The following is a 19809-nucleotide window of genomic DNA, read 5'->3' as shown; positions in this document are numbered from 1 at the left end:
GCGACGATGGTGACCTTCGCGCAGGCGCAGGAGCGCGCCGAGGAGTGGATCAACGGCGACATGCCGTCGTACCAGCATCGCGCGGTGCGGGTACGGGAGTTCGACCTCGGCTTCGTGCTCTGGGCCGAGGACCGCGCCGACGGGCCGCGCTCGGACGGCGGCGGGCAGCGGCTGGTGGTCGCCCGGGACAGCGGGGAGGCCACGCTCTGGCCCGCGCTGCCGGTGGGCGAGGTGATCCGCCGCTACGAGGAGGAATACGGCCGGCCCGACCCCGAGGACGAGCCGCCGGCCCCGACGCCCGCGGCCGCGCGGGTGGACCTCAACCAGACGTCGTTCCTGCTGAGTCCACCGGAGTGGCTCCAGGAGGCGGCCGACAAACTGGGCATCCCGGACCGCCGGGGCGAGAACGCGACGGCGGGCGGCGGGAGTTCGGACAACGCGCCTGCGGGCGGCGGGAGTTCGGACAACGCGCCTGCGGGCGGCGGGGGTTCGGGCAACGCCGCGTCCGGCAACGGCAGTCCCGGCAACAGCAGTCCCGGCAACGGCAGTACGGGCCATGGCGGTTCGGGCAACGGGGCCGTGGGGAGCGGGAGTTCGGCGAGCGGGGCCTCCGGGGCGGGTGCGGCCGGGGTGACGGCCCCCGCCGCGGATTCCGGTGCCGGTTCGGGTTCCGGTGCCGTTTCGGGTTCCGGGTCCGGCTCTTGGGGCGCCTCCGGTGGCGCCCTGCCCAGGACCCAGGGTGCGGGTGGCGCCACGGCGTGGCCCGAGGCCGGTGGGTCCGTGCGCGACGAGGCGCCCGGTGTGCCGCCGGGTGCGACCCCGTGGGCCGGCACCGACACCAACGCCGACAACGGCGAGGACCGTTCCGTCCCGCTCCCGGCGACCGTCTTCGCGGCGCCCCCCAGTGACGTGGCCCTCCCGGACTCCCAGACGGCCCTGATCGCCGGCGGCAGCCGGCTCCCGCCGACGGCGGTGGCCCCCGCGCTCGACGACCCGGGTCCCGCGGCCGGTGCGCCCGGCGCCGGCGGTACGGGGAACACGCCCGCGCCCGGCGCGGGTGCCGTGCCACCGCCGTACGGGTATCCGCAGGACGGCACGCCGCCGCCCCCCGCGGGCCGGCCCTACGGCTACCCGCAGGGCCAGGCCGCTCCGGGCACGCCGCCGCCTCCGCAGGGAGCCGCGGTGCCGGGGCCGCCGCCGTACGGCTACCCGCAGGGGCCGGGCGCCGCGCCGGGCAGGCCGCTCGCCCCGCACGCGGCTGACATCGCCGACGCCGCGACCAGCAAGGCCGCGCCCCCGCCGAACCGGGCGCGCGGTGGTGCCAACCCGCCGCCTCCGCCGGGCGCCCCGGGCACGCCGGGCGCGCGGCCGGGCAGCCCGCCGCCGCCCCCGGCCGCCGACGGCTATGTGCCGACGCAGTTCGTGGCCTCGCTCGGCCCCGACGGCACTCCGGCCGCTCCCGGCACCCCGCCCCAGGCGCCGGCTCCCCCGAACGCCCCCGGCCAGACGCCTCCGGGCGGTGTCCACCACGCGGCGACGGTGCTCGCGGGCCCCCAGGTGGCCGGCCCCGGCGCGCCGCCCCCGCCGCCCGGCCCTCCCGGCGCCCCCGGCGCGCAGCCGGGCACCGGCGCCCCGCACGCGCCCGGCGCCCCGCGTCCCCCCGGCGTGCCCGGCGCCCCGGTGCCGCCCGGTGCTCCGGGCGCTCCCGGCGCTCCTTCGGGCCCCGGCGCACCGCAGCCGCCGCGCGCCCCCGGTTCCGTGCACCAGGCGGAGACGGTGCTGTCCGGACCCCCGGTCGGCGGCCCCGGCGCCCCGCCGCCGCCCCCCGGCATGCCCGGGGCCCCGGGCGGCGCTCCCGGCATGCCGCCCGGCGTCCCGCAGCCCCCGGCGTACGGCTACCCGCCGCAGCAGCAGGGGCAGCCGACCGTCGGGCCCGGCTACCAGGCGGTGTTGCGCTTCCGGGCGCAGGACGGTTCCGAGCAGCAGGTGATCCGGCGTTCGGCGCCCGGGACACCGCACCCGGAGTGGCAGATCTTCCACGAGCTGCGCGGGATGAACGTGCCGCCCGACCAGGTCCTCGAACTGCACACGGAGTTGGAGTCCTGCGAGCTGCCCGGCGCGTACTGCGCGCGGATGATCAGGGAGCAGTGGCCGCAGGCCCGTATCACCAGCATCGCCCCGTACGGCGCCGACCACGCGAGCCGTCAGCAGGGGATGAGTCAACTGCTGGCGCACCAGGGTGAGTTGCATCAGGTGGCGGACGGTCCCGCGCGGCCCGCGCCGGTGCGGGCGCCGTTGCCGCCGGTGCCGCCCGCGCCGCCGATCCCGCCGGAGGGCATCGCCCAGGAGCTGGCGGGGGCGTTCGGGCCGGGGGTGTTCCGGTTCGAGCAGGCCGCGGTGTCGCGGCAGGGGGTGCCGCCGGTGGTGGCGCACACGCTGGTGGTCGCCGGGCTGCCGTTGGACATGGGTCCGTTCTTCTGGGCGCAGGCCCAGCCGGGCAGGCCGGTGCCGACGCTCGCCGAACTGGCGCAGGAGCGCGGGGTGCGGCCGGCCTCGGACGCGGGCTCCTACCTGGTCATGGGCAGTGACTTCGGCAAGGCGGTCTGTGTCCAGTACGGCACCGCGAACATCGTGGCGGTGCCGGTGGAGGCGGGTCCTGGCGGGGCGCCGGTGGCGCCGCAGTTCGTGAACACGGGGCTGCCCGAGTTCCAGCGGTGCCTGGCGCTGCTCGGCCGGATGTGGCGGCTCAGGTTCGGCCTGAACCAGGAGCAGGCGGGCCGTTGGACCGTCGACTTCCAGGCCCAGTTGGCCTCCCTCGACCCGGCGGCGCTCGGTTCGCCGGAGAGCTGGTGGTCGGTCCTGCTGGAGCAGATGTGGGACGGCCTCCTGTAGCGGTCCCCGATCCATCCCCGAAGCCGGGCCCGGTCCTCACGACCGGGCCCGGCTTCGTCGCTGCCCGTCGCCGTCCCCCCTCCCTCGCTTCTCGCTCCTCGCTCCTCTGTCTGTCGTCGTGTCCGGGGCCGCCGCCTCCCGTGACCTCCTAGCGGAGTGTCGGGTTATGAACCCTTATGTCCGATACATGAAGATGTGCGCCACGTCGTTTTTCTGGCGCCGGTTCGGCGGAGAGGGGTTCCACGATGAGCAGCGCACCGGTCTCGCCCCACGGTTTCGTGGCGGTACGAGGGCGTGGGTACCGTCCCGAACAGGTCGACGCGTACACGTCCGACCTCTGGCGGGACCGGGACGCCGCCTGGGAGCGGGCCGCGCGTCTCACCGTCCTCGCCAAGCAGATGGAGGCCGAGACGGCGCGGCTGCGTGAGGTCGTCGCGCAGCTCGCGCCGCAGTCCTACGAGGCGCTCGGCGACCGGGCGCGGAACCTCTTCGCGCTGGTCAGGGAAGAGGCGGCGGCCGTCCGTGAGGGGGCACGCGCGGACGGGCGGCGCCTGATGGCGCAGGCAGACGAGCACGCGCAGGGCGTGCGCGGCGCGGCCCAGGCGCACGCCGACGCCGTACGCGCCGACGCGGACGAGCACGTCAGGCAGCGGCTGCTCGCCGCCCGCGCCGAGGCCGACGAGTACCGGGTCTCCATCCGGCGCGGGGTCAAGGAGGGCCGCAGCGAAGTGCTGTGCGTGCTGCGGGAGATGCGCCACCGCACCGCCGCGACCCTCGCCGACCAGGCCAAGGAGCACGCCGAGCGGTGGGCGCGGGAGGCCGAGGAGGAGCAGGAGCGGGAGGCCGCCGCGGCGGCGCACGAGGCCGAGCGGGTGGCGCGGGCCGAGGCGGCGCTGTCCGAGGCGCAGCGGATGCGCGGGGAGACGGAGGAGTCCGCGCGCCGGTGCCAGGAGGAGGCGCGGGCGCGGGCCGCGGAGATCGTCGCCGACGCGCGGATCAGGGCGGACCGGATCGCCAGGGACACGGAGCAGCTGCTGCGCGAGCACGGGGAGCGCTGGGACGACGTCCAGGCCCAGATGGACCACGTCCGCAGCAGGCTGACGGCGCTGACGGGTTCGGCCCCCGCCGAGTAGCCGCCGGCGGGGCGCGCGCCCGCTGAGATCCCGCGCCCCCGGGTCTAACGCCCGCGTGCCCCCGAGATCCCGCACCCTCGGGTCCCACGCCCCCGAGATCCCGCACCCCCGGGTCTAACGCCCCCGTGCCCCCGAGATCCCGCACCCCCGGGTCCCACGCCCCCACGCCCCCGAGATCCCACGCCCCCGAGATCCCCCGCCCCGTCCGCCGTCCCCTCCCGTTTCGCCCCGTTCCTCACTCCTTCAGCGTCGGGAAGCGGCGCGGTGCCCAGGTCAGGAGTACCAGGAACGCCAGTGCCGCCGCGCAGCCCGCGCCCGTGTACACCCAGTGGACCGCGTCGGCGATGGCCCTGCGGGTCGCCTCCGGCACGGCGTCCGTGCCGAGGCTGCGGGTGACCGTGTCCAGGTCGCTCGCGCCGCCCAGCCGGCTCGCGAGCACGGAGTTGGCGATCGCGCCGAAGACGGCCGCGCCGACGGTCTGCCCGGTCTGCCGGCAGAACAGCACCGACGCCGTCGCCGTCCCGCGCTCCGCCCAGCCCACCGTCGACTGCACGCCGATGATCAGCGGCAGTTGGAAGAGGCCGAGGGCCGCGCCGAGCGCCAGCATCAGCAGTGTCGGCTGCCAGGCGGCGCCCGGGTAGGGCAGGAAGGGGAACGCGAACAGGATCAGGGACGCGGTGCCGATGCCCAGCATCGCGGTGTTGCGGAAGCCGATCCTGCGGTACACGTGCTGGCTGAGCGCCGCCGACACCGGCCAGCTCAACGTCCAGACGGAGAGCACGAATCCGGCCGCCACCGGCGCCAGCCCCAGCACCGACTGCGCGTACGTCGGCAGGAACACGCTCGGCGCGACCATCAGCAGCCCGAGCGCGCCCAGCGCGAGATTGACCGCGGCGATGGTGCGCCTGCGCCACACCCAGCCGGGGATGATCGGTTCGGCCGCCCGGCGTTCGACCAGGACCACCACGCCGACCAGGGCGAGTCCCGTCGCGAACAGGGCGGTCGAGGGCGCCGAGAGCCACGGCCAGGCCACCCCGCCCTGCACCAGCGCCGTCAGCAGGACGCCGCCGCAGGCGAACACCGCGAGGGCGCCCGCCCAGTCGATCCGCGGGCGGCCCGTGCCGGTGCGGCGGGCCGGCTCGTGCAGATGACGGACGATCAGCCAGAGCGCGACCGCCCCGACCGGCAGGTTGACGATGAAGATCCAGCGCCAGTCGGCGTAGGCGGCGAGGATCCCGCCGATGCCGGGACCCGCCACCGCGGACACCGCCCACACCGTCGACAGCTTCGCCTGGATCTTCGGGCGCTCCTGGAGCGGGTACAGGTCGGCGGCGAGCGTCTGCACGGTGCCCTGCAACGCCCCGCCGCCCAGGCCCTGCACGATCCGGAAGGCGATCAGCGCGGCCATGTTCCAGGCGAGGGCGCACAGCAGCGAGCCGAGCAGGAACACCGCCGCGCCCGCCACCAGGACCGGCTTGCGGCCGAAGGTGTCGGAGAGCTTGCCGTAGACGGGGAGCGAGACGGTGACGGCGAGCAGATAGCCGGAGAACAGCCAGGAGAAGTAGGAGAACCCGCCGAGGTCCCCGACGATCTGCGGGACCGCGGTGGAGACGATGGTCGAGTCGAGGGCGGCCAGCGCCATCGCCAGCATGAGGGCGGCGACCACGGCGGCCCGCCCGCGTCGCGCGGGCCCCGGCCGGTCGGTCGCCGCCGGGCGTATCCCGGTCTCCCCCTGGTCCACGGAATTCCTTCCCCTTGCACCTGTCTGCCGGGGACACTCTGCCACCGTCCCCCGCACCGGGGGAGGGTGGCGGATCGGCGCACCGGCGGACGGCACCGACCCCGAGACGGGCCACGTCCGCCGGGGGGCGCCCCCTAGGGGTTCCTCCGTACGACGGCTCGGGGCGTGGTCGTACCGCTGGAGGAGGAGAAGGGGCGCGGCCCGTCCATAACCTGGTTGCACGCCGTGGGGGAGCGGCGCCCGAGGCCGACGACGGCGCCGGTGGCACCGGCGTACCGGGGGGACGGGGTGGGGTTTTCCCCCGGTACAAGACGGGGTCCGGCACCAGCGCGCCGCACCCCCGCGCCGACCAGACTCATCCGTACGGACCGGCCGCGACCGCGGCGGCGTGTCCGGCACACCACGTGAACGACAGAGGAGACGCACCGTGACATCGGCTGTGACCATTCCCAGGCACGGGGGCACTGGAGGGCGTACGGCCGTTGCCGCGCGAGCGCGACAGGTCGTCAAGGCGTACGGATCGGGCGAGACCAGGGTCGTCGCCCTCGACCACGTCGACGTGGACATCGCCCGCGGCCAGTTCACCGCGATCATGGGCCCCTCGGGGTCCGGCAAGTCCACCCTGATGCACTGCCTCGCCGGGCTCGACACCGTGACGAGCGGTCAGATCCACCTGGACGAGACGGAGATAACCGGGCTCAAGGACAAGAAGCTCACCCAACTGCGCCGGGACCGGATCGGGTTCATCTTCCAGGCGTTCAACCTGCTGCCGACGCTGAGCGCCCTGGAGAACATCACGCTCCCCATGGACATCGCGGGCCGCAGGCCCGACCGGGCGTGGCTGGAGCGGGTGGTGGAGACCGTGGGGCTCGCCGGACGGCTAAGGCACCGGCCGTCCGAACTCTCCGGTGGCCAGCAGCAGCGCGTCGCGGTGGCCCGCGCCCTCGCGGCCCGGCCCGAGATCATCTTCGGTGACGAGCCGACCGGCAACCTCGACTCCCGGGCGGGCGCCGAGGTCCTCGGCTTCCTGCGCGGCTCGGTCGACGACCTGGGCCAGACCATCGTCATGGTCACCCACGACCCGGTGGCCGCCTCCTACGCGGACCGGGTGCTCTACCTCGCCGACGGCCGGATCGTCGACGAGATGTTCGAGCCGACCGCCGAGACCGTCCTCGACCGCATGAAGGACTTCGACGCGCGGGGGCGTACGTCATGACCGTCCTCAAGACCTCCCTGCGCAACTTCCTCGCGCACAAGGGGCGGATGGCGCTGTCGGCGGTCGCCGTGCTGCTGTCGGTGGCCTTCGTCTCCGGGACCCTGGTGTTCACCGACACCATGAACACCACCTTCGACAAGCTGTTCGCGGCGACCTCGTCCGATGTCACGGTGAGCGCCCGGGGCGCCTCCGACACCGGCGAGACGACGTCCGACACCGGAAGACCGCCGGTCCTGGCGGCCTCGGTGCTGGGCAAGGTCCGCGCGGTGGACGGCGTGCGGTCGGCGGAGGGGACCGTCTTCTCGACCTCGGTCACCGTCGTCGACCGGAAGAAGGAGAGCCTGTCGCCGTCCAGCGGCGCGCCCACCATCGTCGGCAGCTGGAACGGCAACGACGCCCGCACCATGAGGATCACCTCCGGTGCCGCGCCGCACGGCTCGGGCCAGGTGATGGTCGACGCCGACACCGCCGACCGGCACCACCTGGGGCTCGGTGACGAGATCGGCGTGATCAGCGCCGTCGGCACGCACACCGCGAAGATCTCCGGGATCGCCGCGTTCCAGGTCACCAACCCGGGTGCGGCGATGTTCTACCTGGACACCCCGACCGCCCAGCGGACCCTGGTCGGACAGCCGGGCGTCTACACGAACGTCAACGTCACCGCCGCCGACGGGGTGAGCGACGCGCGCCTCAAGCGGAACGTCGTCGGCGCCCTCGGCCCCGGCTACCAGGTGCAGACGGCCAAGGAGACCGCCGACGCCAACCAGAAGGACGTCGAGGAACTCCTCGGCGTGATGAAGTACGCGATGCTCGGCTTCGCCGGGATCGCCTTCCTCGTCGGCATCTTCCTGATCATCAACACCTTCTCCATGCTGGTCGCCCAGCGCACCCGGGAGATCGGCCTGATGCGGGCCGTCGGCTCCTCCCGCAGGCAGGTCAACCGCTCGGTGCTGATCGAGGCGCTGCTGCTCGGCGTCCTCGGCTCCCTCCTCGGTGTCGGCGCCGGCATCGGCATCGCCGTCGGGCTGATGAAGCTCATGAGCCTGGTCGGCATGAACCTGTCGACGGGCGATCTGACGGTCGCCTGGACGACCCCGGTGATCGGCCTGCTGCTCGGCGTCGTCGTCACCGTCCTGGCCGCCTATCTGCCCGCCCGCCGGGCCGGCAAGGTCTCGCCGATGGCCGCCCTGCGGGACGCGGGAGCCCCCGCCGACGCCCGCGCCGGACGGGTCCGCGCGCTGCTCGGCGCGGTCCTCACCGGCGGCGGCGGATACTGCCTCTACCTGGCCTCCGCTGCCGACAAGTCGAGCGAGGGCTCCCTCTGGCTCGGCCTCGGCGTGCTGTTCTCGCTGATCGGGTTCGTCGTCATCGGCCCGGTGCTGGCCGGCGCCATGGTGCGGGTCATCGGCGCGGTGGTGCTGCGGGCCTTCGGACCGGTCGGGCGGATGGCCGAGCGCAACGCGCTGCGCAACCCGCGCCGCACCGGCGCCACCGGCGCGGCCCTGATGATCGGCCTCGCCCTGGTCGCCTGCCTCTCGGTCGTCGGCTCCTCCATGGTGGCCTCCGCGACCGACCAGCTCGACGAAACCGTCGGCGCGGACTTCATCATCCAGTCCGACAGCGGCCAGATGCTCACCCCGCAGGCCGTCAAGGCCATCAAGGACACGCCCGAGCTGGCCCGGGTCACCGAGTACAAGCTCACCAAGGCCGACTACACCACGCCCGACGGCAAGACCCTCAAGAACACCGACATCACGGCCGCCGACCCGACGTACGCGACCGACCTGCGCACCGAGACCGTCGCCGGCGATCTCAAGGACGCCTACCTGCCGGACTCGATGTCCGTGCACGAGAAGTTCGCGGAGGACCACGGCATCCGCCTCGGCTCGAAGATCACCGTCGCGTTCCGCGGCGGCCGCACCGCCCACCTCACCGTGCGCGCCATCACCAGCAGTGACGTCGTCATCGACGCGGGCGCCAAGTACATCTCCACCGAGACCCTCGCCCGGTACGTCCCGGCCGCGAACATGCCCCTGGACATGCTGGTCTTCGCCACCGCGCACCAAGGGCAGCAGAAGGACGCCTACCCGGCGCTGAAGGCCGCCCTGCACGACTACCCGCAGTACACGGTCCGCGACCAGAGCGACTACAAGGACGCCCTCAAGGACCAGATCGGGCAGATGCTCAACATGATCTACGGGCTGCTCGGGCTCGCGATCGTCGTCGCCGTCCTCGGCGTGGTCAACACGCTGGCCCTCTCCGTGGTCGAGCGGACCCGGGAGATCGGCCTGATGCGGGCCATCGGGCTCTCCCGCCGCCAGCTGCGCCGCATGATCCGCCTGGAGTCCGTGGTCATCGCCCTCTTCGGCGCGCTGCTCGGGCTGGGGCTCGGGATGGGCTGGGGCGCGACCGCGCAGAAGCTGCTCGCCCTGGAGGGGCTGCGCGTCCTGGAGATCCCCTGGCCGACGATCATCGGCGTCTTCGTCGGATCGGCCTTCGTCGGACTCTTCGCCGCCCTGGTCCCCGCGTTCCGGGCGGGACGGATGAACGTCCTGGCGGCCATCGCCACCGAGTAGGACCACCGCGCACGGGGGCACGGGGGAGGGCCGGGCGGCGGAGCGTCCACGGGGACGCGCCGGCGCCCGGCCCAGGTCCGGCGCACGCGCGTTCGACGCGGGGGACGTCCGCCGCCCCGGTGGTTGTCCACAGGCCCGGCGGTTGTCCGTCCGCCGACGTACGCTGGAAGTACCCCCGGCCCGCGCAGCGTGTCGGGCGGTTCGCGTTGCCCCTCCCCGGACGGAAAGCCCCTTCATGAGCCTGCACGGTCTGCTCGACGCCGTCGTCAAGGACCCCGCCCTCGCGGAAGCGATCACCGCGGGCGCCGACGGCCACCGGATGCACGTCGACCTGGTCGGTCCGCCCGCGGCCCGACCCTTCGCGGTCGCCGCGCTCGCCCGCGAGACCGGCCGCACCGTGCTCGCGGTGACGGCGACCGGCCGGGAGGCGGAGGACCTCGCCGCCGCCCTGCGCTCCCTGCTGCCCCCCGACGGCGTGGTGGAGTACCCCTCGTGGGAGACGCTCCCGCACGAGCGCCTCAGCCCCCGCAGCGACACCGTGGGCCGCCGCCTCGCCGTCCTGCGCCGCCTCGCCCACCCGCGCACCGACGACCCCGGCACCGGACCCGTCTCGGTCGTCGTCGCGCCCGTCAGATCCGTGCTCCAGCCGCAGGTCAAGGGCCTCGGCGACCTGGAGCCCGTCGCCCTGAGGACCGGCCAGGCAGCCGATCTCGGCACGATCGTCGAAGCCCTCGCCGCCGCCGCGTACGCCCGCGTCGAGCTGGTCGAGAAGCGCGGCGAGTTCGCCGTCCGCGGCGGCATCCTCGACGTCTTCCCGCCCACCGAGGAACACCCGTTGCGCGTCGAGTTCTGGGGCGACGACGTCGAGGAGATCCGCTACTTCAAGGTCGCCGACCAGCGCTCCCTCGAAGTCGCCGACCACGGGCTGTGGGCGCCGCCCTGCCGCGAACTGCTCCTCACCGAGGACGTCAGGACGCGGGCGCGGACCCTCGCCGAGGAACACCCCGAGCTGGGCGAACTGCTCAACAAGATCGCCGAGGGCATCGCCGTCGAGGGCATGGAGTCCCTCGCACCGGTCCTCGTCGACGACATGGAGCTGCTGCTCGACGTGGTGCCGAAGGGCGCCATGGCCGTCGTCTGCGACCCGGAGCGGGTCCGCACCCGCGCCGCCGACCTCGTCGCCACCTCGCAGGAGTTCCTCCAGGCGTCCTGGGCGGCCACCGCGGGCGGCGGCGAGGCGCCCATCGACGTCGGCGCGGCCTCCCTGTGGTCCATCGCGGACGTCCGCGAGCGGGCCCGCGCCCTCGACATGATGTGGTGGTCGGTGTCGCCGTTCGCCGCCGACGAGACGGTCGGCACCGACACCCTCAAGCTCGGCATGCGCGCCCCCGAGAGCTACCGAGGCGACACCGCGAAGGCGCTCGCCGACACCAAGGGCTGGCTCGCCGACGGCTGGCGCACCGTCTACGTCACCGAGGCCCACGGCCCCGCCGCCCGCACCGTCGAGGTGCTCGGCGGCGAGGGCATCGCCGCCCGCCTCGACGTGGAGCTGACCGGGCTGAGCCCGTCCGTCGTGCACGTGGCGTGCGGCTCCATCGACTACGGCTTCGTCGACCCCGCCCTGCGGGTGGCCGTGCTCACCGAGACCGACCTCTCGGGCCAGAAGGCCGCGGGCAAGGACGGCGCGCGGATGCCCGCCAGGCGCCGCAAGACGATCGACCCGCTGACCCTGGAGGCCGGCGACTACATCGTCCACGAGCAGCACGGCGTCGGCCGCTACATCGAGATGGTGCAGCGCACCGTCCAGGGCGCCACCCGCGAGTACCTCGTCGTCGAGTACGCGCCCGCCAAGCGCGGCCAGCCGGGCGACCGCCTCTACATCCCCACCGACCAGCTGGAGCAGATCACCAAGTACGTCGGCGGCGAGGCCCCCACCCTGCACCGCCTCGGCGGCGCCGACTGGACGAAGACGAAGGCGCGCGCCAAGAAGGCCGTCAAGGAGATCGCCGCCGACCTCATCAAGCTCTACAGCGCCCGCATGGCCGCCCCGGGCCACGCCTTCGGCGCCGACACGCCCTGGCAGCGCGAGCTGGAGGACGCCTTCCCTTACGCGGAGACCCCCGACCAGCTCACCACCATCGCCGAGGTCAAGGAGGACATGGAGAAGACGGTCCCGATGGACCGCCTGATCTGCGGCGACGTCGGCTACGGCAAGACCGAGATCGCCGTGCGGGCCGCCTTCAAGGCCGTCCAGGACGGCAAGCAGGTCGCCGTCCTGGTGCCGACGACCCTGCTGGTGCAGCAGCACTTCGGGACGTTCGGCGAGCGGTACGCGCAGTTCCCGGTGAACGTGCGCGCCCTCTCCCGCTTCCAGACCGACACCGAGGCCAAGGCCGTCCTGGAGGGGCTGCGCGAGGGCTCAGTCGACGTCGTCATCGGCACCCACCGGCTGTTCTCCTCCGAGACCAAGTTCAAGGACCTCGGCCTGGTCATCGTCGACGAGGAGCAGCGCTTCGGCGTCGAGCACAAGGAGCAGCTGAAGAAGCTGCGCGCCAACGTCGACGTCCTGACGATGTCCGCCACCCCCATCCCGCGCACCCTGGAGATGGCCGTCACCGGCATCCGCGAGATGTCCACCATCACCACGCCCCCCGAGGAGCGGCACCCGGTCCTCACCTTCGTCGGCCCCTACGAGGAACGGCAGATCGGCGCGGCCGTCCGCCGTGAACTGCTGCGCGAGGGCCAGGTCTTCTACATCCACAACCGGGTCGAGTCCATCGACCGCGCCGCCGCGCGGCTGCGCGAGATCGTCCCCGAGGCGCGCATCGCCACCGCGCACGGCCAGATGTCGGAGTTGGCGCTCGAACAGGTCGTCGTCGACTTCTGGGAGAAGAAGTTCGACGTCCTGGTCTCCACCACCATCGTCGAGTCGGGCATCGACATCTCCAACGCCAACACCCTGATCGTGGAGCGCGGCGACAACTTCGGCCTCTCGCAGCTGCACCAGCTGCGCGGCCGGGTCGGGCGCGGCAGGGAGCGCGGCTACGCCTACTTCCTGTACCCGCCGGAGAAGCCCCTCACCGAGACCGCCCACGAGCGGCTCGCGACCATCGCCCAGCACACCGAGATGGGCGCCGGCATGTACGTCGCCATGAAGGACCTGGAGATCCGGGGCGCCGGAAACCTCCTCGGCGGCGAGCAGTCGGGGCACATCGCGGGCGTCGGCTTCGACCTGTACGTGCGGATGGTCGGCGAGGCCGTCGCCGACTACCGGGCCGCGCTCGAGGGCGGCCTGGAGGAGGAGCCGCCGCTGGAGGTCAAGATCGAGCTGCCGGTCGACGCGCACGTCCCGCACGACTACGCGCCCGGCGAGCGGCTGCGGCTCCAGGCCTACCGGTCCATCGCGTCCGCCAACTCCGAGCAGGACGTCGCCGCCGTCCGCGAGGAACTCACCGACCGGTACGGCAAGCTGCCCGAGCCGGTGGAGAACCTGCTGCTGGTGGCGGGGCTGCGGATGCTGGCGCGGGCCTGCGGGGTCGGCGAGATCGTCCTCCAGGGCACCAACATCCGGTTCGCTCCCGCCGAGTTGAGGGAGTCCCAGGAGCTGCGGCTCAAGCGGCTCTACCCCGGCACCGTCATCAAGCCGGCCGCGCACCAGTTGCTGGTGCCGCGCCCCAAGACGGCGAAGGTGGGCGGGAAGCCGCTGGTCGGGCGGGAGTTGCTCGGCTGGGTGGGCGAGTTCCTGGCGTCGATCCTGGGTTCGTAGCCCCGGCCGGGGTGCCGGTCCCCCGGGTCCCCTGGGGCCGCCGGGTCCGCAGCCCCGGCCGCCCGCTCCCCTCGCGCCGCCTTCCGTCCCTCCTGATCCCCTGGCGGCCCGTCATCACCCGGTTCACGGGGGCTTGTTCGGCCCCCGTCCGCGCCTCCTGACCGCCCTGCCCGACGCTCCCGCGCGCCCGCTCGCTACGGTGTGCGGGCAGATGCGTGGGGAAGACGCCTGATACCAGGGCCGATGGGCCAGGCAGGCCAGGCAGGGGAGGGGCGCGGAGTGAGGCGTCTTAAGGGCGGGGCGGCGGCCGTCGCCGTACTCGTGATCGGGGTGGCCGGGCTGACCGGCTGCAAGGACGTGACGACCGGGTCCGCGGGACCCGAGGGGACGGGCGCCGCAGTCGGCGGTGACAGCGGCGGCAAGGGCGGTGGCGGCGCCGCTCTCAAGGCCGCCGAGGCACTGACCGTCAAGAAGGCCGGTTCGAAGACCGGTTATTCGAGGGAACGGTTCGGCACCGCGTGGGCGGACACCGACTCCAACGGCTGCGGCACCCGCGACGACATCCTGAAGCGGGACCTGGAGCGGGTGAAGTACACCGGCGGCTCGTGCAAGGTCACCTACGGCGTCCTGGAGTCCGACCCGTACTCGGGCAAGGAGATCACCTACCGGCGCGGGCGCAGCCAGATAGACATCGACCATGTGGTGGCCCTCTCCGACGCCTGGCAGAAGGGCGCGAGGAGCTGGGACCGCAGGAAGCGGACAGCGCTCGCCAACGACCCCCTCAACCTGATCGCGGTCGACGCCAGCACCAACCGCTCCAAGGGCGACGGGGACGCCTCCGACTGGCTGCCGCCGAACGAGAAGTACCGGTGCACCTATGTCGCCGCGCAGGTCGCGGTGAAGAAGAAGTACGAGCTGTGGGTGTCCTCCGTCGAGCAGTCCGCGATGGAGAAGGTCCTGAGGACCTGCCCGCAGCAGAAGCTCCCCTCCGGCGGCAACCCGACGGAGGCCCCGGCCCGCTTCCGCGCCGAGTGACCCGCGCCGGGTGATCCGCGCGGCCTGAGCGGTACAGGTACCGGCGCCTGCCGCGGGTGCCGGCCGTGGGGCGTCTGCCGTGGGGCGCCCGCCGCGGGGCGTCGCGGTGCGGTCCGCGGCCGGGTCCGGCTGGCGCGTCGGACGGCCGGTTCCCGGCGCGGCGCTCAGTAGGCTTGGGCGCCCGACCGAGGAGCGCCGTCGATGCCCTACCGCCTGGAGACGATCACCCGCGAGGCCCATCTGGCGTTCGTCGCGGGCAGATCCTCGGTGAGCCACATGCAGGTGCCGTCGTGGGGTGACGTGAAGCCCGACTGGCGGGCCGAGAGCCTCGGTTGGTTCGACGGCGACGGGCGGCTCGTCGGAGCGGGACTCGTCCTGCTGCGGCCCCTGCCGCGCCTGCGCCGCCACCTCGCGTACCTGCCCGAGGGCCCGGTCATCGACTGGTTCGCGCCCGACCTCGACGCGTGGCTCGCACCGATGCTCGCGCACCTGCGCGGGCGCGGGGCGTTCTCGGTGAAGATGGGGCCGCCCGTCGTCACCCGCCGCTGGAGCGCCGACACCGTCAAGGACGCCATCGCCGACCCCGGCACCCGGCGCCTGGGCGAGGTGCCCGCCACCTTCGAGGACCCGCGCGCCGCCGAACTCGCCGACCGGCTGCGGCGCGCGGGCTGGCAGCGCACCGAACCGGGCGGCGAGGACGGCTTCGCCGCGGGACAGCCCCGCTACGTCTTCCAGGTGCCCTTCGCGGGCCGCTCCCTCGACGACGTCAGGCGCGGCCTCAACCAGCAGTGGCGACGCAACGTCAAGAAGGCCGAGAAGGCGGGCGTCGAGGTCGTCAGGGGCGGCCACGACGACCTGCCCGCCTTCCACGCCCTCTACCTGGAGACCGCCGAACGGGACCGGTTCCTGCCCCGCCCGCTGCCCTACTTCCAGCGCATGTGGACGGCCCTGACCGCCGAGCACCCCGACCGGATGCGCCTCTACCTCGCCAGACACCAGGGCGAAGTGCTCTCCGCCGCGACCATGCTGACGGTCGGTGAGCACGTCTGGTACTCCTACGGCGCCTCCACCGGGCGGCGCCGCGAGGTCCAGCCGAGCAACGCCGTCCAGTGGCGCATGATGGCCGACGCGCACGGACAGGGCGCCGGGATCTACGACTTCCGCGGCATCACGGACACCCTGGAGGAGGACAACCACCTGCTGGGACTGCTCCGGTTCAAGGCGGGCACCGGCGGCGAGGCCGTCGAGTACCTCGGCGAGTGGGACTACCCGCTCAACAAGGTCCTGCACAAGGCCCTCGGCCTCTATCTGTCCCGCCGCTGAGACGACCGGTGATCGGTACGGCAACGGTTCGGCACAACGGTGGACCACGTCCACCTGTGGGCCTATACGCTCGGAGCCTGTTGTCGACCCCGTCACTCGCACACCCGTCCCATCGGCATCATCCGGCCCAGGAGCAGTCATGTACGGCCACGGCGCGCCGCCGCCCACCCGTAGCGCGGGAACCGTCATCACCACGCGGGTACTGATCGCCGTCGCCGCGTTCTTCTCCTGCGGGCTGCTGGCCTGCGTCCCGCTGTTCCGGGTGGCCTTCCTGCGCGGCCGGTGGTTCGACTGGCTGGCGGGCTGGGTGAGTCTGCCGCTGTCGGTGGCGTGCTTCGCGGTCGTCGGCTCGGTCGAGGAGACCGACCCGCGCGGCGACGTCGCGCTCTCCGCGGCGCTGCTGCTGGCCGTGGCGGCCATCGCCTACTTCCTGATCACCGACGTCAGGCTGGCCGACCAGGGGCGCGGCCACCACGGCCACGCCACGCCGCAGGCCCCGACCGTCACGTCGGGACCGCCCGGATACGGCCATCCGCAGCCCTACGGCCCCGGCGGCCGGACACCGCAGCCGCCGCTGCCGCCCATGGCACCGATGACCCCGATGACCCCCATGTCCGGAGCGCCCGGCGCCCCCGGCCCGTACACCGCGCCCCCGGCGCAGCCGCCCGTGCAGCCGCCGCCCGCCCGTATCGACCAGGTGCGCGCCGAACTCGACGAGATCAGCGACTACCTGCGCCGCCACGACGGCAACCCCGAGGGCGGCAGGTGACCGAGGGAACCGGACGCCTCATCAGCGGCCGCTACGCGCTCTCCACGCTCCTCGGGCAGGGCGGCATGGGCCAGGTCTGGGCCGCCTACGACCAGCGCCTCGACCGCCGCGTCGCGGTCAAGCTGCTGCGCCCCGACCGGGTCGCGGGCCAGGACGGCGACGAACTGCGCCGCCGGTTCCTGCGCGAGTGCCGGGTCACCGCCCAGGTCGACCACCCCGGCCTGGTCACCGTCCACGACGCGGGCAGCGACGACGAGGAGCTGTTCCTCGTCATGCAGTACGTCGACGGCGCCGACCTCGCCGAACACCTCGCCGAGCACACCCCCTACCCGTGGCCCTGGGCCGTCGCGGTCGCCGCGCAACTGTGCGCCGTGCTGAGCGCCGTGCACGCCGTGCCGATCGTCCACCGCGACCTGAAGCCACGCAATGTGATGGTCCGCCAGGACGGCACGATCGTCGTCCTCGACCTCGGGGTCGCCTCCGTCATGGAGACGGACACCACCCGCCTCACCAACACCGGCACCCCCATCGGCACGCCCGCCTACATGGCGCCGGAACAGGCCATGGGCGGCACCGTCGGCCCGTACACCGACCTCTACGCGCTCGGCGTGCTGCTCCACGAACTCCTCGGCGGGGACGTGCCGTTCGCCGGTTCCAGCGCCCTCGGCGTGCTGCACAGGCACCTCTACGAGCCGCCCGTGCCGGTGCGCCGGATGCGGCCCGAGATACCCGACGCGCTCGAAGCGCTGGTGCTGCGCCTGCTCGCCAAGGACCCCCAGCACCGGCCCGCCTCCGCCCAGGAGGTCTACGAGGACCTCGCGCCGCTCCTCGCGGCGCGCGGGACCCCCACCGGGGCGCCCCTCGACCCCACGCGCCCCTTCGTCCGCCCGCACGCCCCCTGGCCGGACCGCGCCCGCACCCCCGCCGACCGGCCCACCCCCGGCACCCCCCTGCCCGGCAGGCCCGACGTCGCCCGCGCCGTCGACGACGTCAAACGCTTCCTCGGCGAGGGCCGCATCACCCAGGCCGTCGACGTCCTCGGCGCGATCCTGCCGGTGGCCGCCGAACAGCACGGCGCGAACTCCCCCGTCGTGCGCTCCCTGCGCAAGCAGTACGCCGCCACCCTCATGGACGACGGCCAGTACCGGCGCGCCCTGCCCGAACTGCGCAGACTCGCCGACGAACGCGCCACCGAGGCCGGCCAGGCCGACCCGCAGGCCCTCGGCTTCCGCCAGGACATCGCCCAGTGCCTGGAACAGCTCGGCGAACCGGCGGCCGCCCTCGCCGAGTACCGCGCCCTGCTGCCCTACTACGAGAACCAGTACGTCGGCGGCGGACCCGAACGCGCCCACGACGTCCGCCGCAGCATCGGCCACCTGCTGCTCGCCCTCGGCGACCGGGCCGCCGCCCACGACACCCTCGTCCGCCTGCTGCACGACGTGGAGCGCCTCGGCGGCCCCGCCCACCCCCGCGCGGTCGACATCCGCCGCACCCTCCAGTGGCTCGGGCAGGTGCGGTGACCGGCCTGTCGAGGGCCCCTGAACCTGCGAGAATCGCCGTCGGGACCGACGCCGCACCGGCCGGTCCCTCGCCGTGATCACAGGGGTGGGGTCTTACGTGTCCAGTCATCGCCAGTCCAAGAGACGCAGATACCTGACGTGGGGCGTCGCCGGGGCGGCCGTCGTCGCCGGCGCCGGGATCGCCGCGCAGACCTCCATGGCGGCCACCGCCTGGCCCGCCCAGAAGACCTTCACCGGCCGCGCCTTCGACACCTGCACCGCGCCCTCGCTCGCCGCCATGAAGGCCTGGAAGACCGGCTTCTACGGCGCCGCCGCCGTCTACATCGGCGGCAAGAACCGCGGCTGCGCCCAGCCCAACCTCACCGCGCCCTGGGTGAAGTCGGTCAGCGCGGCCGGCTGGAAGCTCATCCCGCTCTACGTCGGCGCCCAGCCCTCCTGCCAGACCGGTTCGAGCCCCGAGAAGCTCACCCCCGCCACGGCCGCCTCCCTCGGCACCACCGACGCCAAGGACGCGGTCGCCAAGGCCGGCGCGCTCGGCATGAAGGCGGGCAGCCCGATCTACCTCGACATGGAGCCGTACGACGTCGCGAACAAGACGTGCAACGACGCCGTGCTCACCTATGTCCGCGCCTTCACCAGGGAACTGCGCGCGAAGACCTACCGCGCCGGCTACTACGGCTTCACCAGTTCGAGCGCCAAGGCGGTCGCCGCCGCCACGGACAGGACCGACCTGCCGGGCAACCTCTGGTACGCCCTGTGGAACGGCAAGAACACCACCACCGGCGACTGGCCGTTCGGCAAGGACCAGTACACCGGGCACAGCCGCGGCCACCAGTACCTGGTCAACAGCAAGGAGACCCGCGGCGGCCACACCCTCACCGTCGACCGCGACGCGTGGGACGCCCCGGTGGCCATCACCGGCTGACCGACGGCCCCGCCCGACCGGCGCCCGACCGCGGCGGCGCGCGGCGGTGTCAGAAGTCCCGGTGAATCGTTGGTCGAATGGGTTGGCCAGAGCTGGACCACTGCCTACCATCGATCACCGCAAGACCTTGTGCACCGTCGCACAATCTCCTCGGGAGGCTTCCTTGCACCGCCGCCGTCGCACCGCGCTCCTGTTCACCGCCGCGATCGTCGCCGCGGGCCCCCTCCTGACCGCCTGCGGGAGCGACGCGCATCCCGGCGCCGCGGCCGTCGTCGGCGGCCAGCGGATCACCGTGGCCCAGCTGGAGAAGCGGGTGAGCGAGGTGCGCACGGCACAGCGGTCGGCCGTGAAGGACGAGGCGCAGTACCAGCAGGCGGTCGCCCAGACCGGCACCCTCACCCGCGACACCCTGCACGGCATGGTCCTCGACGAGGTGCTGAAGCGGGCCGCCCGGGACGCGGACGTCACCGTCACCCGCAAGGAGATCCAGCAGATGCGCACCGGCCTGGAACAGCAGGTCGGCGGCTCCAAGGCGCTGGAGACGGCCTGGCTCCAGCAGTACGGCGTCGCCCCCGAGCGGCTCGACGCCAACCTCCGCCTCCAGCTGGAGGCCCAGAAGCTCGCCCGCAGCCTCGGCACCGACACCGGCAAGCCGCCCTTCTGGAACGCACTGGGCAAGGCGTCCAAGGAGCTCAAGGTCGACCTGAACCCGCGCTACGGCGCCTGGGACGTCCAGAAGAGCAGCCGCGTCGACGCCAAGACGCCGTGGCTGCGCGAGGTGACGGCACCGGCGACGCGCGGCACGGCGTGACGGTGTGACTGCGTGACGCTGTGACGGCGTGACTGCGTGACTGCGTGACTGCGTGGGGGTTCCCGTCGGCGCAGCTCCGAATATGCGCCGGCGAGGAGCCAC

The 19809-nt window shown here is 73.7% G+C and carries 12 protein-coding genes; 11 read left to right on the top strand and 1 reads right to left on the bottom strand.

Annotated elements, in window-relative coordinates; translation table 11 throughout:
* The first annotated feature begins 6 nt into the window (after positions 1-6).
* Both DDJ31_RS16105 and DDJ31_RS16100 read left to right on the top strand, forming a co-directional pair.
* Positions 7-2892: an SUKH-4 family immunity protein gene (locus DDJ31_RS16105; RefSeq protein WP_127179595.1), complete on the top strand. Its 2886-nt coding sequence runs from the start codon at positions 7-9 to the stop codon at positions 2890-2892.
* 245 nt (positions 2893-3137) lie between these two features.
* Positions 3138-4025: a cellulose-binding protein gene (locus tag DDJ31_RS16100; protein ID WP_127179596.1), complete on the top strand. Its 888-nt coding sequence runs from the start codon at positions 3138-3140 to the stop codon at positions 4023-4025.
* Positions 4026-4260: 235 nt separating this feature from the next.
* Here DDJ31_RS16100 and DDJ31_RS16095 read toward each other — a convergent pair whose 3' ends face one another.
* A complete protein-coding gene (locus DDJ31_RS16095; RefSeq protein ID WP_431027943.1) occupies positions 4261-5766 on the bottom strand; it encodes an MFS transporter in 1506 nt (501 codons plus the stop codon).
* A 427-nt stretch (positions 5767-6193) separates the two neighbouring features.
* On the opposite strand from DDJ31_RS16095, the gene DDJ31_RS16090 reads away from it, so the two are divergent.
* The 9 genes from DDJ31_RS16090 (at position 6194) to DDJ31_RS16050 (ending at position 19707) form a co-directional block, all read left to right on the top strand.
* Positions 6194-6982 (top strand): ABC transporter ATP-binding protein, encoded by a 789-nt coding sequence (locus tag DDJ31_RS16090; RefSeq protein ID WP_127179597.1) that lies wholly within the window; start codon positions 6194-6196, stop codon positions 6980-6982.
* Entirely contained in the window at positions 6979-9558 is a 2580-nt protein-coding gene (locus tag DDJ31_RS16085) for an ABC transporter permease (RefSeq protein ID WP_127179598.1), read from the top strand. Before DDJ31_RS16090 ends, DDJ31_RS16085 begins: the two co-directional genes overlap by 4 nt.
* A 235-nt stretch (positions 9559-9793) precedes the next feature.
* Complete coding sequence (gene mfd / locus DDJ31_RS16080) at positions 9794-13324, top strand: transcription-repair coupling factor (RefSeq protein WP_127179599.1); 3531 nt, start codon at positions 9794-9796, stop codon at positions 13322-13324.
* A 279-nt stretch (positions 13325-13603) separates the two neighbouring features.
* Positions 13604-14359, top strand: a complete 756-nt coding sequence (locus DDJ31_RS16075; protein ID WP_127179600.1) for an HNH endonuclease family protein — start codon at positions 13604-13606, stop codon at positions 14357-14359.
* 201 nt (positions 14360-14560) lie between these two features.
* Positions 14561-15682, top strand: a complete 1122-nt coding sequence (locus tag DDJ31_RS16070; protein WP_127179601.1) for a lipid II:glycine glycyltransferase FemX — start codon at positions 14561-14563, stop codon at positions 15680-15682.
* 139 nt (positions 15683-15821) lie between these two features.
* A complete protein-coding gene (locus DDJ31_RS16065) occupies positions 15822-16451 on the top strand; it encodes a hypothetical protein (RefSeq protein WP_127179602.1) in 630 nt (209 codons plus the stop codon).
* 20 nt (positions 16452-16471) lie between these two features.
* Positions 16472-17971 carry a serine/threonine-protein kinase gene (locus tag DDJ31_RS16060; protein WP_276319334.1) on the top strand — a complete coding sequence of 500 codons (1500 nt, stop codon included), beginning with the start codon at positions 16472-16474 and terminating at the stop codon, positions 17969-17971.
* Between the two features lie 97 nt (positions 17972-18068).
* Positions 18069-18896, top strand: coding sequence for a glycoside hydrolase domain-containing protein (locus DDJ31_RS16055; protein ID WP_127179604.1), 828 nt, complete (start codon positions 18069-18071; stop codon positions 18894-18896).
* 163 nt (positions 18897-19059) lie between these two features.
* Positions 19060-19707 carry a SurA N-terminal domain-containing protein gene (locus DDJ31_RS16050; protein WP_127179605.1) on the top strand — a complete coding sequence of 216 codons (648 nt, stop codon included), beginning with the start codon at positions 19060-19062 and terminating at the stop codon, positions 19705-19707.
* The last annotated feature ends 102 nt before the right edge of the window (positions 19708-19809 follow it).

Origin of the sequence: Streptomyces griseoviridis (genome assembly GCF_005222485.1) — a bacterium.
Lineage (GTDB): Bacteria > Actinomycetota > Actinomycetes > Streptomycetales > Streptomycetaceae > Streptomyces > Streptomyces hintoniae.
Note: the sequence above shows the minus strand (reverse complement) of the source record. Positions and strands in the feature narration are given on the sequence as shown.

Excerpts from the sequence above, each read along its gene's own strand:
- mfd (WP_127179599.1), top strand. The coding sequence starts at position 9,794 with ATGAGCCTGCACGGTCTGCTCGACGCCGTCGTCAAGGACCCCGCCCTC.
- DDJ31_RS16085 (WP_127179598.1), top strand. The coding sequence starts at position 6,979 with ATGACCGTCCTCAAGACCTCCCTGCGCAACTTCCTCGCGCACAAGGGG.
- DDJ31_RS16070 (WP_127179601.1), top strand. The coding sequence starts at position 14,561 with ATGCCCTACCGCCTGGAGACGATCACCCGCGAGGCCCATCTGGCGTTC.
- DDJ31_RS16100 (WP_127179596.1), top strand. The coding sequence starts at position 3,138 with ATGAGCAGCGCACCGGTCTCGCCCCACGGTTTCGTGGCGGTACGAGGG.
- DDJ31_RS16065 (WP_127179602.1), top strand. The coding sequence starts at position 15,822 with ATGTACGGCCACGGCGCGCCGCCGCCCACCCGTAGCGCGGGAACCGTC.
- DDJ31_RS16105 (WP_127179595.1), top strand. The coding sequence starts at position 7 with ATGGTGACCTTCGCGCAGGCGCAGGAGCGCGCCGAGGAGTGGATCAAC.